This is a genomic window from Streptococcus oralis, assembly GCF_006175905.1.
GTDB classification, from domain to species: Bacteria; Bacillota; Bacilli; order Lactobacillales; family Streptococcaceae; genus Streptococcus; species Streptococcus oralis_BG.
Genome location: NZ_SSNB01000003.1, coordinates 217,316 through 233,778, shown reverse-complemented (window position 1 = coordinate 233,778; position 16,463 = coordinate 217,316). Strand labels below are relative to the sequence as shown.

The following is a 16,463-nucleotide window of genomic DNA, read 5'->3' as shown; positions in this document are numbered from 1 at the left end:
AACAAATGGGCTTCTCCTTCCCTCTTTCTGTCTTATAGTGACGGAAAGGAGCTAGAAAAGTTGCTAACAGGATGAATCTCCCATCCTAGCTTCCTCTATCAAAGAAAGAAGTGGTTTATATGAAAAAGAAACAGATAAAAGAAACCCTTGTATTTATTTCCCTAGTCTGGTTGCTCGTCTCTGGACTCTTGATACCAGCAGTTCAGGCAGATACTTCAAGCAACCGAATCCATTTTATCAATACCAAAGGGGTATCAGGAAGTGATGCCATTATTCTAGAAAGTAATGGTCATTATGCCTTGATAGATATGGGTGAAGACTATGATTTTCCAGATGGAGAAGATCCTCGCTATCCAAATCGAATGGGAATCTCAAACTTAAATTCTCAAGTTTTAGAGGATAGACTATTTCGTCATTTAAATCATATAGGGGTTAAGAAATTTGATTTTATTCTAGGAACCCATGTCCATAGTGACCATATTGGTTCTGCGGATGAAGTTCTTAAACGTTACCCTGTAGACAGATTTTATCTGAAGAGATATTCAGATGAGCGCATCACATCAAAATGGCGATTGTGGGACAATCTTTTTAATTATGACAATGCTGTCAAGACGGCTCTAGAGCGTGGTGTAACTCTTTTCCAAGACATCACCGAGAAGGACAGTCACTTCACTTTAGGTGACATGGATATTCAGCTTTATAACTATAAAAACGAATATGACAGTGATGGCAAACTCAAGAGAGTCTATGATGATAATTCAAATTCGATTGTGGCAGTGGTTACTGTAGCAGGTAAAAAGATTTATCTGGGTGGTGACTTGGATAATGCTGAGGGGGCAGAGGATAAATTAGGTCCTGAGATTGGAAAAGTCGATATGATGAAATGGAACCATCATTATGATGCCAAGATTTCAAATACGATTCCTTTCTTAGACTCTTTATCTCCTAGTATGGTGGTACATACATCCGCAGCAGATGCCAATCTTGCTACAACTAGAGAGTATCTTAAGAAACATGGTATTGAGGTAGTTCACGCTTCTAGCCAGACCAAGGATGCGACTGTGTTTACCATCAGTCAAACAGGATTTGCCAATGTTTCAAAAGATTTTCCAGATATTCCTTCAGTGTCAAAAGCTTGGTATAAAGAAGATGGTTACTGGAAGTATCGCTTGTCTGATGATCAGATGGCTATTGGTTGGCAACGAATTGATGGGGTTTACTATTTCTTCAATGGTAAGGGACAAATGCAGGCTAATAAATGGCTTCATTTAGTTGATGAAAGAGAAAAGATTGAGGGCAACTGGTATTATCTAAATAGTGATGGTAAAATGCAGGAAGCTGGTTGGTTTAAACAAGATGGTCTTTGGTATTACATCACATCAAGTGGGGCAAGAAGTTACAGTCAGTTAGTTGAAATTGATGGTCAGAAATATCTATTTGACAAAGAAGGTAAGATGCTGACAGGTCTTCAGGTTTATAATGGTAAGAAGATGGTCTTTGCTAGTACTGGTGCCCTGCAGTCGGAAGGAAAAGCATCGTCTTGGCAAAAAATTGCTTCAAATTGGTACTATTATGATGAGGATGGTATTCTAACTGTTGGTAAAAAAGACATCAAGGGCACAACTTATTACTTTGACAAAGAAGGTATCATGCAAACTGGCTGGGCCTTTGTTGATGGTCACTGGAACTATTTTGCAAGTTCTGGAGCTATGAAAACCGGTTGGGTCAAGGATCAGGAAACATGGTATTATCTGGATAAAGATGGCAACATGTTAACTGGCAGACAAGATATAAATGGTGCTCGTTACTATTTGAATGCTAGTGGTGCAATGCAGACTGGCTGGAAGTGGCAAGACAATAGCTGGTACTTCTATACGAACTCAGGTGCTATGAAAACTGGTTGGTTGAAAGATAAAGAATCATGGTATTATTTGGATCCAGAAACTGGTATCATGGCTGTAGGATCTAAAGAGATTGACGGTAAAAACTATTTCTTCAGCTCTGCAGGTACTATGCAAGTTGGATGGCAGTGGTCAAATGATTCTTGGCATTACTACGCTACGTCTGGCGCACTCCAAACTGGTTGGTTGAAAGATGGTGATGCCTGGTATTATCTTGAAGGTAAAGAAGGAATTATGTTAATCGGCCTCCATCAAGTAGATGGTAAGCAATATTACTTTAGCAAATCTGGTGCCATGCAAACTGGCTGGAAATGGTTTGATAATCATTACCGTTACTTTGAATCAAATGGAGTCATGAAAACTGGTTGGATAAAAGACAAAGGTGTCTGGTATTATCTAAATCCTGAAGATGGCATCATGTTGGTTGGCCTTCATAAAGTAAATGGTGATCATTATTACTTTGATGAATCAGGAGCTATGCAGAAAGGTTGGAAACAGCTTGATGGTAACTGGTACTATTTCCAAGCTGATGGTTCTTTGTTGAAGAACGCAACAACACCTGATGGTTATAAAGTAAACGAAGAAGGAATCTGGAAACAGGCTGTTGCTGCTGTAAATAGCGATGCAGTCAAGCCAGAACAGAAACAAGAAGCTAATTCCTCTATTGTTGAACAACCTAAACAAGATTCAAATCTAGAAGCCAACGCTTCTGAAAAGAAAGAAAAAGAATAAAGAAGAAATCCCCTACTGACAACTAATTTATCAGTAGGGGATTTTTTTAATTTCGTTTTAATTTAGCAAGTACAAGGTTCAGTGCATAGTGGAGTGTTTTGTCTTTGGTGATAAAGAGGGTCAAGAGGTAATAGATACCACAAGTTGCTACGGTAGACAGAACCATGAGAATCATATTGAAGTTGACCGTATAAGAGTTGATTTGGAAAAGAAATTTAAACGCAAAATAGATAGGGATGAATCCAAGGGATACAATAGTGTAACGTGTCAGAGTAGCAAAGATTTCTTTCAAATCAATCAGTTGGTGTTTCTGGATAAAGCGTATTTCCAGGAGAACGACGATAGTCTCTGCAAGAATAGTTGTAGCGATATAGTACTCAGGTGCAAAAATATTATTGAAATACAAGATGCTATTTAATAGTATATTGGCGCCACCACCAAGGAAGTAAAAGGCAGTCAAACGATTTTCGTGGTCATTGATAAAGATAATTTGTTTACCAAGGATCAACTCAATGGCCCAGATGATGGTACGGAAGGCGAAGACACTAGTCACAATACCAGCTTCGAGGTATTTTTCAGAAGAGTAGATAACTGCTGCGTAGTTTCCTAATACTATAATCCCAATACTAGTTGGAATGATGAGGAAGTAAAAGAGAGCAGCTCCTTGATTCAGAAGATTTTTATAAGAATCGTAGTCTTTCTTACCGAGATAGTAGCCAAGTCGTGGAATGCTGACGTTGATAGCTCCACTTAAGACACTGGCAATCAACATAACGATGCTAGAAGCAATAGTGTAATAAGAAATGTAGTTTTCATCTGGTCCCTTGGTGATAAACATTCTATCAAGCAAGGTATAGAGCATGTTAGCGTTCGCTAAGAGTAGCATGGTCAAGAGCGGTTTAGATGCTTTGACTAATTCAACAAGACCGATCTTAACAAAGGAAACTTCTCTCTTAATCCAAAGAAAACTGAGCAGGTAGTTGAAGATAGTGGTTGCTGTCATAACGATAGCATAAGGAACGATATCATCTGCCGTTTTAACAAAGGTGAAGATAGCGACCAGCATGGCAATCCGGATGATCAATGTCTTATAGAGGATGAAGGCATAATTCTCATAAGCCTCGTTCATCCATTCGATATTGAGAAATTGGAAGAGTGCTTGGGCCCCTAGGATGTAGTAGAGGACTTTCAGATTCTCAATGCTGGTGTCAAAGAAGATAATGAGGAAGTAGATACCTGTCGTCAGGAGAGAGGTGAAAACCGAGATATAAAACAACTTAGAAAAGACGTAGTTGATTTTATTCTTGTCATCCTTGACCTTACTAATAGCTCGAATCCCGTAGTTGTATATTCCAAAGGCAGCTAGTGGAATAACGAAACTTGCCCAGGTATTGGCTGTATTGAAATAACCGTAGTTGGATTTGCTGAGAATCCGCGTCAGATAAGGGTTGGTTATCAGAGGAAAAACGATATTGAGAATATTGACCAGCAAGCTGGCCAAGGCATTTACTTTTATATTTTTCATTGAACTTTCTTTCTTAAATCTAAAATCATATCTAGTATTATATCACATTCTCGCTTCATTCTTTTGATAAAATCGTAAAAATCTAGTATAATAGATAGACTGAAAGTATGAGGTTACTAGATATGAAGATGAAACAAATTAGTGATACAACACTGAAAATCACAATGACTTTAGATGATTTGATGGACCGAGGAATGGAGATTGCAGACTTTCTCGTTCCTCAGGAAAAAACCGAAGAGTTTTTCTATGCTATTTTAGATGAGTTAGAGATGCCAGACAATTTCTTGGATAGTGGCATGCTGAGTTTCCGCGTGACGCCAAAACCTGATAAGGTGGACGTCTTTGTGACCAAGTCCAAGATTGACCAGAATCTGGATTTTGAAGATTTGGCGGATTTACCAGACATGGAAGAATTAGCCCAAATGTCGCCGGATGAATTTCTCAAAACCTTGGAAAAGAGCATTGCAGATAAGACCAAGGACGATATTGAGGCCATCCAATCTCTAGAGCAGGTCGAGGCTAAGGAAGAAGAGCAAGAGCAGGCAGACAAGGAGACTGAGAGCAAGAAGGAACCTTATATCTACTATATCTTGCGTTTCGCAAATCTTGCTGACCTAGTTGCTTTTGCAAAGACGGTTAACTACCAGATGGAAACATCTGAACTCTATAAGATGAATGGACACTATTATTTGACAATCTTAGTTGATGTAGAAAATCATCCAAGTCCATATCCAGCTTGGCTCTTGGCTCGTATGCGTGAGTTTGCAGATGACAGTGACATCAGCCGTTCGGTTTTACAAGAGTATGGTCACATCTTGATCAATCACGACGCTGTGTTCGGTCTTCAAAAAATTAATTCATAGTTTTTAGAAATCAATTTTTACTTATCAGAAAAGGCGAATCAGATGATTCGTTTTTTCTTTACTAGACTGAAATAGTGATTTACTATAATAGGAATTTTCATAAAATTCTGTTATAATGGCTATATCAGAAAATTTCTAGGAGACAAACATGACAGTTAAAATTGCTTTACTTGGATTTGGTACCGTTGCAAGTGGTGTGCCATTCCTCCTAAAGGAAAATGGAGAAAAAATCGTTCAGTCAGCTCATTCGGAGATTGAAGTAGCCAAGGTATTGGTCAAGGATGAAGATGAAAAGAACCGCTTGCTTGCAGCAGGAAATGACTTTAACTTTGTAACCAATGTAGATGATATTTTAGCAGACAAGGACATTACTATCGTAGTGGAATTGATGGGGCGTATCGAACCAGCTAAAACCTTTATCACTCGTGCCTTAGAAGCTGGGAAACACGTTGTTACTGCCAACAAGGACCTTTTGGCTGTCCATGGTGCAGAATTGTTAGAAATTGCTAAAGAGCATAATGTAGCACTTTACTACGAAGCAGCAGTTGCTGGTGGGATTCCAATTCTTCGCACTCTAGCAAATTCATTGGCTTCTGACAAAATTACTCGCGTTCTTGGTGTCGTTAATGGAACTTCTAACTTCATGATGACCAAGATGGTGGAAGAAGGCTGGTCTTATGATGATGCTCTGGCTGAAGCTCAAAGACTTGGTTTTGCAGAAAGCGACCCTACAAATGACGTGGATGGGATTGACGCAGCCTACAAGATGGTGATTTTGAGCCAATTTGCTTTTGGTATGAAGGTTGCTTTTGACGATGTAGCACACAAGGGAATCCGCAACATCACACCAGAAGACGTAGCTGTAGCCCAAGACCTGGGCTATGTAGTGAAATTGGTTGGTTCTATCGAGGAAACTCCTTCTGGTATTGCTGCGGAAGTAACTCCAACCTTCCTCCCTAAAGCACATCCACTTGCCAGTGTGAATGGGGTAATGAACGCTGTTTTTGTAGAATCTATAGGTATCGGTGAGTCTATGTACTACGGACCAGGTGCTGGTCAAAAACCAACTGCAACAAGTGTTGTGGCGGATATCGTCCGTATCGTTCGTCGCTTGAATGATGGTACCATTGGTAAAGACTTCAACGAATACAGCCGTGACTTGGTCTTGGCTAATCCAGAAGATGTCAAAGCTAATTACTACTTCTCAATCTTGGCTCCAGACTCAAAAGGTCAGGTCTTGAAATTGGCTGAGATTTTCAACGCTCAAGATATTTCCTTCAAGCAAATCCTCCAAGATGGCAAAGAGGGTGACAAGGCGCGTGTAGTGATTATCACTCATAAGATTAATAAAGCGCAGCTTGAGAATGTTTCAGCTGAGTTGGCCAAAGCTTCAGAATTTGACCTCTTGAATACCTTCAAGGTGTTAGGAGAATAGGATGAAGATTATTGTACCTGCAACCAGTGCCAATATCGGGCCAGGTTTTGATTCGGTCGGTGTAGCTGTAACCAAGTATCTTCAAATTGAGGTTTGTGAAGAACGGGATGAGTGGTTGATTGAACACCAGATTGGCAAATGGATTCCCCATGACGAGCGTAATCTTTTGCTTAAGATTGCCTTGCAAATTGCGCCTGACTTGCAACCGAGACGCTTGAAAATGACCAGTGATGTTCCCTTGGCGCGTGGTTTGGGTTCTTCCAGCTCGGTTATTGTTGCTGGGATTGAACTAGCTAACCAACTGGGCAAGCTCAACTTATCTGACCATGAAAAATTGCAGCTGGCTACCAAGATTGAAGGACATCCTGACAATGTGGCTCCAGCTATCCATGGAAATCTTGTTGTTGCGAGTTCCGTTGAAGGGCAAGTTTCAGCCATTGTGGCAGACTTCCCAGAGTGTGATTTTCTAGCTTATATTCCCAACTATGAATTACGGACTCGAGACAGCCGCGGTGTCCTACCTAAAAAGTTGTCCTACAAGGAAGCTGTTGCAGCTAGTTCTATCGCCAATGTTGCTGTTGCAGCCTTGTTGGCAGGAGACATGGTGACAGCTGGCCAAGCGATTGAGGGAGACCTCTTCCACGAGCGCTATCGTCAAAGTCTGGTCCGTGAATTTGCGACGATTAAGCAAGTAGCCAAAGAGAATGGTGCCTATGCGACCTATCTCTCTGGAGCAGGGCCGACAGTTATGGTCTTGGCTTCTCATGACAAGATGCCGGCGATTAAGGCAGAATTGCAAAAGCAGTCTTTTAAAGGCAAACTGCATGACTTGAAAGTTGATACCCAAGGTGTCCGTGTAGAAGCAAAATAAAGAATAGAAGATAGGATGGGGAAACTCTCGACCAGAGGGCTTCCTATCCTTTTTTTGAAAAGAAGTTTATACTCAATGAAAATCAAAGAGCAAACTAGGAAGCTAGCCGCAGGTTGCTCAAAACATGGTTTTGAGGTTGTGGATAGAACTGACGAAGTTAGCTCAAAATACTGTTTTGAGGTTGCAGATGTAAGCTGACGTGGTTTGAAGAGATTTTCGAAGAGTATTAGTTAAAAACTTGATAAAGGAGAAATAAAGATGGCAGAAATTTATCTAGCAGGTGGTTGTTTTTGGGGCCTAGAGGAGTATTTTTCACGTATTTCTGGAGTGCTGGCAACCAGTGTCGGCTACGCTAATGGTCAAGTCGAAACGACCAATTACCAGTTGCTCAAGGAAACAGACCATGCAGAGACTGTTCAAGTGATTTATGATGAGAAAGTAGTGTCACTTAGAGAAATTTTACTTTATTATTTCCGTGTTATTGATCCCTTGTCTATTAACCAGCAGGGGAATGACCGTGGTCGCCAATATCGAACTGGGATCTATTATCAGGATGAAGCAGACTTGCCGGCTATCTACACAGTGGTGCGGGAGCAGGAGCGTATGCTGGGTCGAAAGATTGCAGTAGAAGTGGAGAAACTTCGGCACTACATTCTGGCAGAAGACTACCACCAAGACTATCTCAAGAAAAATCTTTCCGGTTACTGTCATATCGATGTGACTGATGCTGAGAAGCCATTGATTGACGCAGCCAACTATGAAAAGCCTAGTCAAGAGGTGTTAAAGGAAAACTTAACTGAAGAGTCTTACCGTGTCACCCAAGAAGCTGCTACAGAGGCTCCATTTACCAATGCCTATGACCAAACCTTCGAAGAAGGGATTTATGTAGATATCACGACTGGCGAGCCACTCTTTTTTGCCAAGGATAAGTTTGCTTCAGGTTGTGGTTGGCCAAGTTTTAGCCGTCCAATTTCCAAGGAATTGATTCATTATTACAAGGACTTGAGCCATGGGATGGAGCGAATCGAGGTTCGTTCTCGGTCAGGAAATGCTCACTTGGGTCATGTTTTCACAGATGGACCTCAGGAGTTAGGTGGCCTCCGTTACTGTATCAATTCTGCATCCTTACGCTTTGTAGCCAAGGATGAGATGGAAAAAGCAGGATATGGCTATCTATTACCTTACTTAAACAAATAAAACTGAGAGGGTGGGGCTTCCCACTTTCTTCATTTCTAGAATATGAATAGAAGGGATTTATGAAACACTTACTATCTTACTTCAAACCCTATATCAAAGAATCAATTTTGGCTCCCTTGTTCAAGTTGCTAGAAGCTGTTTTTGAACTCTTGGTTCCCATGGTGATTGCTGGGATTGTTGACCAGTCCTTGCCCAAGAGAGATCAAGGGCATCTATGGATGCAGATTGGCCTACTCCTTGTCTTTGCAGTGATTGGTGTTTTAGTGGCCTTGGTAGCCCAGTTTTACTCAGCTAAGGCAGCGGTAGGTTTTGCCAAGGAATTGACAAACGACCTCTATCGTCATATTCTTTCTTTACCTAAGGACAGCAGAGACCGTTTGACAACTTCTAGCTTGGTGACCCGCTTGACTTCGGATACCTACCAGATTCAGACTGGGATTAATCAATTCCTGCGCCTCTTTTTGAGAGCGCCTATTATCGTTTTTGGAGCCATTTTTATGGCCTATCGCATCTCGGCTGAGCTGACTTTCTGGTTTTTAGTTATGGTTGTCATTTTGACGATTGTCATTGTAGGACTCTCTAGACTGGTCAATCCTCTCTACAGCAGTCTCAGAAAGAAAACGGATCAGCTGGTTCAGGAAACGCGTCAGCAATTACAAGGCATGCGAGTTATTCGTGCTTTTGGTCAGGAAAAACGAGAGTTACAGATTTTTCAAACCCTTAACCAAATCTATGCTAGATTACAAGAAAAAACAGGTTTCTGGTCCAGTTTACTAACACCTCTGACCTATCTGATTGTTAATGGAACTCTGCTTGTCATCATCTGGCAGGGCTATATTTCAATTCAAGGAGGTTTACTCAGTCAAGGTGCTCTTATTGCCCTTATCAACTATCTCTTGCAGATCTTGGTGGAATTGGTCAAGCTAGCTATGCTGATAAATTCTCTCAATCAGTCCTATATCTCAGCTAAGCGAATCGAGGAAGTCTTTGCTCAAGCTCCAGAAAACATCCATTCCGAGTTAGAACAAAAGCATACTACCAGCAATCAGGTTTTACAAGTCCAAGAATTAACCTTTACCTATCCAGATGCGGCCCAGCCTTCTCTGAGAGACATTTCCTTTGATATGACTCAAGGGCAAATCCTTGGTATCATTGGGGGAACGGGTTCTGGTAAGTCAAGCTTGGTGCAAGTCTTACTTGGTCTTTATCCAGCAGATAAGGGAAGCATTGACCTTTATCGAGATGGGCGTAGTCCTCGTAATTTAGAGGAGTGGCGGTCTTGGATTGCCTATGTTCCCCAAAAGGTCGAACTCTTTAAAGGAACTATTCGTTCTAACTTGACTCTAGGTTTCAATCGAGAAGTATCTGACCAGGAACTATGGCAGGCCTTGGAGATTGCGCAAGCTAAGGATTTTGTCAGTGAAAAGGAAGGACTTTTGGATGCCCTAGTTGAGGCAGGAGGACGAAATTTCTCAGGTGGACAAAAACAAAGGCTGTCCATCGCACGTGCGGTCTTGCGCCAAGCTCCATTTCTCATCCTAGATGATGCGACCTCAGCTCTCGACACTATCACAGAGTCCAAGCTCTTGAAAGCTATCCGAGAAAATTTGCCAAACACGAGTTTAATCTTGATTTCTCAACGGACTTCGACTTTACAGATGGCGGATCAGATTCTCCTCTTAGAAAAAGGTGAACTCCTAGCTATTGGCAAGCACGAGGAATTGATGCAAACCAGTCAAGTCTATCGCGAAATCAATGCATCCCAACATGGAAAGGAGGACTAGCATGAGAAGACAAACTGCAAACCAGACGCTCAAACGTTTAGCTAAAGACCTTGCAAGTCATCCTTTCCTCCTTTTCCTAGCCTTTCTAGGAACGATTGCCCAAGTTGGCTTATCGATCTACCTACCTATCTTGATTGGGCAGGTCATTGACCAGGTCCTAGTGGCTGGCTCTTCATCAGTTTTTTGGCAAATTTTCATCCAGATGATCTTGGTAGTCATAGGAAATACTCTGGTACAATGGGCCAATCCTCTCCTTTATAATCGTCTAATTTTCTCTTATACCAGAGACTTGCGAGAGCGAATCATTCATAAGCTCCATCGTTTACCGATTGCTTTTGTGGATCGACAGGGCAGTGGAGAGATGGTTAGTCGTGTGACCACAGACATAGAACAGCTAGCAGCCGGCTTGACCATGATTTTTAACCAATTTTTCATTGGTGTTTTGATGATTTTGGTTAGTATTCTAGCCATGCTCCAAATTCACCTTCTCATGACCCTCTTGGTCTTGCTGTTGACGCCCCTATCCATGGTGATTTCACGCTTTATTGCCAAGAAATCGTATCATCTCTTTCAAAAGCAAACAGAGACCAGAGGGATTCAGACTCAGTTGATTGAAGAATCACTTAGCCAGCAAACTATTATCCAGTCCTTCAATGCTCAGACAGAGTTTATCCAAAGACTGCACGAGGCGAATGCCAACTACGCAAGCTATTCTCAGTCAGCCATCTTTTATTCTTCAACGGTCAATCCTTCGACTCGCTTTGTCAATGCGCTCATTTATGCCCTTCTAGCTGGGGTAGGAGCTTATCGCATTATGATGGGATCTACCTTGACCATTGGTCGTTTGGTGACTTTTTTGAACTATGTCCAACAGTACACCAAGCCCTTTAACGATATTTCTTCAGTTCTAGCCGAATTGCAAAGTGCCTTGGCTTGTGCAGAACGTGTCTATGCTGTCTTAGAAAGTCCTGAGGTGGCTGAAACGGGCAAGGCAGTCTTGACCAGTGACCAAGTTAAGGGAGCTATTTCCTTTAAACAGGTCTCTTTTGGCTACAATCCTGAAAGGATCTTAATTAAGGATTTGTCTATCGATATCCCAGCTGGTAGCAAGGTTGCAATTGTTGGTCCGACAGGTGCTGGCAAATCAACTCTCATCAATCTCCTCATGCGTTTTTATCCCATTAACTCGGGAGATATCTTGCTAGACGGACACTCGATTTATGACTATAGCCGTGCCTCTTTACGCCAGCAGTTTGGCATGGTGCTACAGGAAACTTGGCTCAAGCAAGGGACCATTCATGACAATATTGCCTTTGGCAAACCGGATGTCAGTCGAGAGCAAGTGATTGCTGCTGCAAAAGCAGCCAATGCAGACTTTTTCATCCAACAACTGCCGCAGGGCTATGATACCAAACTGGAAAATGCAGGTGAATCTCTCTCTGTCGGTCAGGCTCAGCTTTTGACCATCGCGCGTGTTTTTCTAGCTATTCCCAAGATTCTCATCCTAGACGAGGCGACTTCCTCTATCGATACGCGGACAGAAGTGCTGGTGCAGGATGCCTTTGCCAAACTCATGAAGGGGCGAACAAGCTTTATCATTGCTCACCGCTTGTCTACCATTCAGGATGCGGATTTGATTCTTGTCTTGGTAGATGGAGATATTGTTGAGTATGGTAACCATCAGAACCTCATGGCTAGAAAGGGCAAGTATTACCAAATGCAGCAAGCTGCAGCTTTTAGCTCTGAATAATTCTTTCTATTCTGAAATCTCATGAACAAAAAAAGTTGCCTTCGGGTGACTTTTTTGTTACAATAGCTAGAAAAAATCAGGGTCTTAGAAGGAGAAAACAATGAAAGTCTATCAGCATGTAAATATCGTGACTTGTGACAAAGATTTCCATGTTTATTTGGATGGTGTCTTGGCCGTTAAGGACTCTCAAATCGTCTATGTCGGCCAAGAGGAGCCAGATATTTTAGAGCAAGCTGAGCAGATTATAGACTATCAGGGAGCCTGGATCATGCCTGGTTTGGTCAATTGCCACACCCATTCTGCTATGACAGGCTTGCGAGGGATTCGGGATGACAGCAATCTCCATGAATGGCTCAATGATTATATCTGGCCAGCAGAAGCTGGATTTACTCCCGATATGACTACCAAGGCAGTCAAAGAAGCTCTGACAGAGATGCTCCAGTCAGGGACAACAACCTTCAATGATATGTATAATCCCAATGGTGTGGATATTGAAAGAATTTATCAGGCAGTCAAGGCATCTAAGATGCGTTGTTATTTCTCACCGACTCTCTTTTCTTCAGAAGGTGAAACAACTGATGAGACCATAAGTAGAACACGTGCCATCATCGAGGAAATCTTAGAATATAAAAATCCAAATTTCAAGGTTATGGTAGCACCCCATTCTCCATACAGTTGTAATCAAGATTTGCTGGAAGAGAGCTTAGCTATGGCAAAAGAGCTGGACATTCCTATTCATATCCATGTGGCGGAGACCAAGGAGGAATCAGGAATTATCCTCAAACGATATGGCAAACGCCCTCTCGCCTTTCTCGAAGAACTGGGTTACTTAGACCATCCGTCCGTCTTTGCACATGGGGTAGAGTTAAATGAAGGAGAAATCCAACGCTTGGCAACTTCTCATGTGGCTATCGCCCATAATCCTATTAGTAACCTCAAACTGGCCTCAGGAATCGCTCCAATCATCCAACTCCAAAAAGCAGGAGTAGCAGTTGGAATTGCGACTGATTCGGTTGCTTCCAATAACAATCTAGATATGTTTAAGGAAGGACGGACAGCAGCCCTTCTTCAGAAAATGAAGAGTGGAGATGCCAGCCAGTTCCCTATCGAGACAGCCCTTAAGGCACTGACAATCGAAGGGGCTAAGGTTCTAGCAATGGAAAAGCAGATAGGAAGCCTAGAAGTTGGCAAGCAGGCAGATTTTCTCGTGATTCAACCACAAGGAAAAATCCATCTCCAACCTCAGGAAAATATGCTCTCTCACCTGGTTTATGCTGTCAAATCCAGTGATGTCGATGATGTTTATATCGCTGGAGAACAGGTGGTTAAGCAAGGCAAAGTTTTGACAGTAGAGATTTAAAAAAAATTAAAAAAAGTTTGCAAAAATCTTGCATTCTTTTTTTGTCTATGCTATACTTATATACGGTTTGAAAAAACTGCCTAAGACAGTAGGGGAGCTCGACTCGTAAATATCCTACCGAGGACAAAACGTATCATGTAAAAAGAAGCGTATTGTACTTTCGTGTCTAGGTTTGGGCGCGTTTTTCTTTTGGAAAAATTCCCCAAGCAAAATAATTACGGAGGTGAACACACTAATGAGTGAAGCAATTATTGCTAAAAAAGCGGAACTAGTTGACGTAGTAGCTGAAAAAATGAAAGCTGCTGCATCTATCGTCGTTGTAGACGCTCGTGGTTTGACAGTTGAGCAAGATACAGTTCTTCGTCGTGAGCTTCGTGGAAGCGAAGTTGAGTATAAAGTCATTAAAAACTCAATCTTGCGTCGTGCAGCTGAAAAAGCTGGTCTTGAAGATCTTGCATCAGTATTTGTTGGACCATCTGCAGTAGCATTTTCTAACGAAGATGTTATCGCACCAGCGAAAATCTTGAACGATTTTGCTAAAAACGCTGAAGCACTTGAAATCAAAGGTGGTGCAATCGAAGGCGCTGTCGCATCTAAAGAAGAAATCGTTGCTCTTGCAACTCTTCCAAACCGCGAAGGACTTCTTTCTATGCTCCTTTCTGTACTTCAAGCGCCAGTGCGCAACGTTGCTCTTGCAGTCAAAGCGGTTGCAGACAACAAAGAAGACGCAGCTTAATCTTAAGCTACGCAGCGTAGCTTAGCTACGAAAAAACTATTATAAAATTAAAAACTTATTTGGAGGAAATAACAATGGCATTGAACATTGAAAACATTATTGCTGAAATTAAAGAAGCTTCAATCCTTGAATTGAACGACCTTGTAAAAGCTATCGAAGAAGAATTTGGTGTAACTGCAGCTGCTCCTGTAGCTGTAGCTGCTGCTGGTGCTGCTGACGCTGGTGCTGCTAAAGACTCATTTGACGTTGAGTTGACAGCTGCTGGTGATAAAAAAGTTGGCGTTATCAAAGTTGTACGTGAAATCACTGGTCTTGGACTTAAAGAAGCTAAAGAACTTGTTGATGGTGCACCAGGTGTCATCAAAGAAGGCGTTCCAACTGCAGAAGCTGAAGAAATCAAAGCTAAATTGGAAGAAGCTGGAGCTTCAGTTACTCTTAAATAATAGAGCAACTACATTAGTAGCTTAAAACATGAATAAACCGCTAGTTCTGAGACTAGCGGTTTTTCTTTTTGTTCGCGAGGGGGCAAAAAAGGGGCAAACTAATTATATAGTTTATCTAGGAGTCAAACAAGTTTTGAATAATAGGCTTTCCATAAAAAATGATACAAGTTGTTACCCTTCAAGATTTATTTTTTTCTGGTATTATCATTCCTATGAACAGTAGAAAAGTAAGTTTTTAATTTATTGATACTCTGGATATTATAATCTCAGTATTAAAGCACTTTATTGAAGGTAATTCTCGAACGGTTTGAGGTAATTTCAATAAAATTTTAAAAGATATTTAAATTTAGTCTTGACCCTGACCTTAGGGAAGGGATTATACTAATAGTAGATAAGAAAGGAGATTATTATGCAAATCAATATGATTCGTTCTGATAAAGTTTATCAGGAGATGCTCGAGCTTCCTTTAGAAAAGAGAGAAGGTCTCTTTCGAGCTAAGATTTTAGCACCTTTTGCAACCAAATACCAAACCCAACACATCCCTTTGAAAGCAAAGTACCCTGGAGGATTTGATGCTCTATTTCTACTTGGATTTATGAATCAGTTGCCCGCAACTCTCTCGGAAAAGGATAGACCGGCTATTGATGCCCTGAGCTCTGATCAACTCTGGCAAGACTGCCAGGATACCATTAAAAGAAGTATTGGCCTTTTTGAGCAAGCTGGCTATGATTTAGAGGTTGAGGATTACTATTTTACTATTTTGTTAGGCAATCCAGAAAAGTCTATGCTACAGCTCAATAAGGGTTATAGCGGAGATGGTGGAATCCCAGGTTATCTCATGTTAAGCATACTGCCTAATGACTATACTTTGCCACGTATTCAAGCGGCATTGGCTCACGAGTGCAATCACAATGTCCGCTTCCAATATATCAAATGGAACCAGCAGACGATATTAGCAGACTGGGTAGTTAGTGAAGGATTGGCAGAGTCTTTTGCTGCTGAGCTCTATGGCAAGGAGCTCATTGGACCCTGGGTCACTTCAACCAGTCCAGAGCAGTTAGAAGAGATCAAGCCCATCATCTCAAGTCAGCTTCAGCTAACAGGGATGGCGGAAATGACCCCTTATCTCTACGGTGATGAAATCGCGGAGATACAGGGTCAAATTCCAGTTGGTATGCCTTATGCTGCGGGCTATGCTTATGGCTATCATCTGATACAAGCTTATCTGAAAAGGACAGGCAAGAGCATTATTGAGGCCACAGTAACACCAACAGAAGAGATTTTAGAGGCGACTGAAGACTTTTGGAAATGACACTTTTGTTTGAAAATTTGCCAGAACATGATATAATGTAGGTGATTTCAGGAGGTGATAGTATGCACTATAAAAGAATTGAATTGAAGGTGACAGATCAAGGAATTCATGAGCGCAAGATTTTTCAAGGTGTTAAGATTTTCAGCCGTAGCAAGTTATCCAAAGATCAGAAAAGCATTCTAACACAGAAGATTTACCTGACACCGAAGCAAAACATTGTTTACTATCAACGGACAGATGTCAACTATGACCAGAACTGGCATCATAAGAAGGACTATTACGAACTAGTTTATGGTCAGTTGGACAGAGAGACTGTTTTTAAGGTTTGTCAAGATTTTGACGAACTAAGTCCTTTTCTGGAAAATGAGCTGCTTGAGAAGATAAAAGAAAAGCAGTCTGCAGGCAAATTTTTTGAAAAATTAGATATATAAAAATCCGGCTGCTTTTATAAGCAGTCGGATTTCTTCTAGTTTGATAGTGCTGAAACAATACCTTAACTATCATAGCCTTGGCTACATTTTTAAAAGTTGTTTTAGCTGTCTTGAGGAGTTTGA

At 41.4% G+C, this 16,463-nt stretch carries 13 protein-coding genes and 1 other annotated feature; of the genes, 12 read left to right on the top strand and 1 reads right to left on the bottom strand.

The annotated features are described in order from the left end of the window. The first annotated feature begins 119 nt into the window (after nt 1–119). On the top strand, nt 120–2,633 hold the full coding sequence (locus E7Y33_RS06975) for an MBL fold metallo-hydrolase (protein WP_139690043.1): 2,514 nt from the start codon (nt 120–122) through the stop codon (nt 2,631–2,633). Between the two features lie 46 nt (nt 2,634–2,679). On the opposite strand, the gene E7Y33_RS06970 is transcribed toward E7Y33_RS06975, so the two are convergent. Continuing rightward, nucleotides 2,680–4,158 (bottom strand): oligosaccharide flippase family protein, encoded by a 1,479-nt coding sequence (locus tag E7Y33_RS06970; protein ID WP_000789703.1) that lies wholly within the window; start codon nt 4,156–4,158, stop codon nt 2,680–2,682. Between the two features lie 122 nt (nt 4,159–4,280). Here E7Y33_RS06970 and mecA point away from each other — a divergent pair, with 122 nt between their 5' ends. The 11 genes from mecA to E7Y33_RS06905 all read left to right on the top strand — a co-directional run bounded on the left by mecA (nt 4,281) and on the right by E7Y33_RS06905 (nt 16,340). After that, complete coding sequence (mecA, locus tag E7Y33_RS06965) at nt 4,281–5,021, top strand: adaptor protein MecA (RefSeq protein ID WP_000782702.1); 741 nt, start codon at nt 4,281–4,283, stop codon at nt 5,019–5,021. A gap of 148 nt (nt 5,022–5,169) precedes the next feature. Then, a complete protein-coding gene (locus tag E7Y33_RS06960; RefSeq protein ID WP_084944635.1) occupies nt 5,170–6,456 on the top strand; it encodes a homoserine dehydrogenase in 1,287 nt (428 codons plus the stop codon). Between the two features lies 1 nt (nt 6,457). Then, complete coding sequence (gene thrB / locus E7Y33_RS06955; protein ID WP_139690042.1) at nt 6,458–7,327, top strand: homoserine kinase; 870 nt, start codon at nt 6,458–6,460, stop codon at nt 7,325–7,327. Nucleotides 7,328–7,585: 258 nt separating this feature from the next. Continuing rightward, a complete protein-coding gene (gene msrB, locus E7Y33_RS06945; RefSeq protein WP_139690041.1) occupies nt 7,586–8,524 on the top strand; it encodes a peptide-methionine (R)-S-oxide reductase MsrB in 939 nt (312 codons plus the stop codon). A 59-nt stretch (nt 8,525–8,583) separates the two neighbouring features. Then, on the top strand, nt 8,584–10,308 hold the full coding sequence (locus E7Y33_RS06940; protein WP_139690040.1) for an ABC transporter ATP-binding protein: 1,725 nt from the start codon (nt 8,584–8,586) through the stop codon (nt 10,306–10,308). Between the two features lies 1 nt (nt 10,309). Beyond that, entirely contained in the window at nt 10,310–12,058 is a 1,749-nt protein-coding gene (locus E7Y33_RS06935; RefSeq protein WP_139690039.1) for an ABC transporter ATP-binding protein, read from the top strand. A gap of 100 nt (nt 12,059–12,158) precedes the next feature. After that, nucleotides 12,159–13,418 (top strand): TRZ/ATZ family protein, encoded by a 1,260-nt coding sequence (locus E7Y33_RS06930; protein ID WP_139690038.1) that lies wholly within the window; start codon nt 12,159–12,161, stop codon nt 13,416–13,418. A 61-nt stretch (nt 13,419–13,479) separates the two neighbouring features. Continuing rightward, nucleotides 13,480–13,615: a sequence feature (ribosomal protein L10 leader region), on the top strand. Between the two features lie 38 nt (nt 13,616–13,653). Beyond that, on the top strand, nt 13,654–14,154 hold the full coding sequence (rplJ, locus tag E7Y33_RS06920; protein WP_001287274.1) for a 50S ribosomal protein L10: 501 nt from the start codon (nt 13,654–13,656) through the stop codon (nt 14,152–14,154). A gap of 74 nt (nt 14,155–14,228) precedes the next feature. After that, nucleotides 14,229–14,597, top strand: a complete 369-nt coding sequence (gene rplL / locus E7Y33_RS06915; protein ID WP_001196964.1) for a 50S ribosomal protein L7/L12 — start codon at nt 14,229–14,231, stop codon at nt 14,595–14,597. Nucleotides 14,598–15,006: 409 nt separating this feature from the next. Next, nucleotides 15,007–15,909, top strand: coding sequence for a DUF2268 domain-containing putative Zn-dependent protease (locus tag E7Y33_RS06910; protein WP_139690037.1), 903 nt, complete (start codon nt 15,007–15,009; stop codon nt 15,907–15,909). 62 nt (nt 15,910–15,971) lie between these two features. Continuing rightward, the gene (locus E7Y33_RS06905) at nt 15,972–16,340 is read left to right on the top strand and encodes an EXLDI protein (RefSeq protein WP_139690036.1); all 369 of its coding nucleotides are present in this window, start codon (nt 15,972–15,974) and stop codon (nt 16,338–16,340) included. The last annotated feature ends 123 nt before the right edge of the window (nt 16,341–16,463 follow it).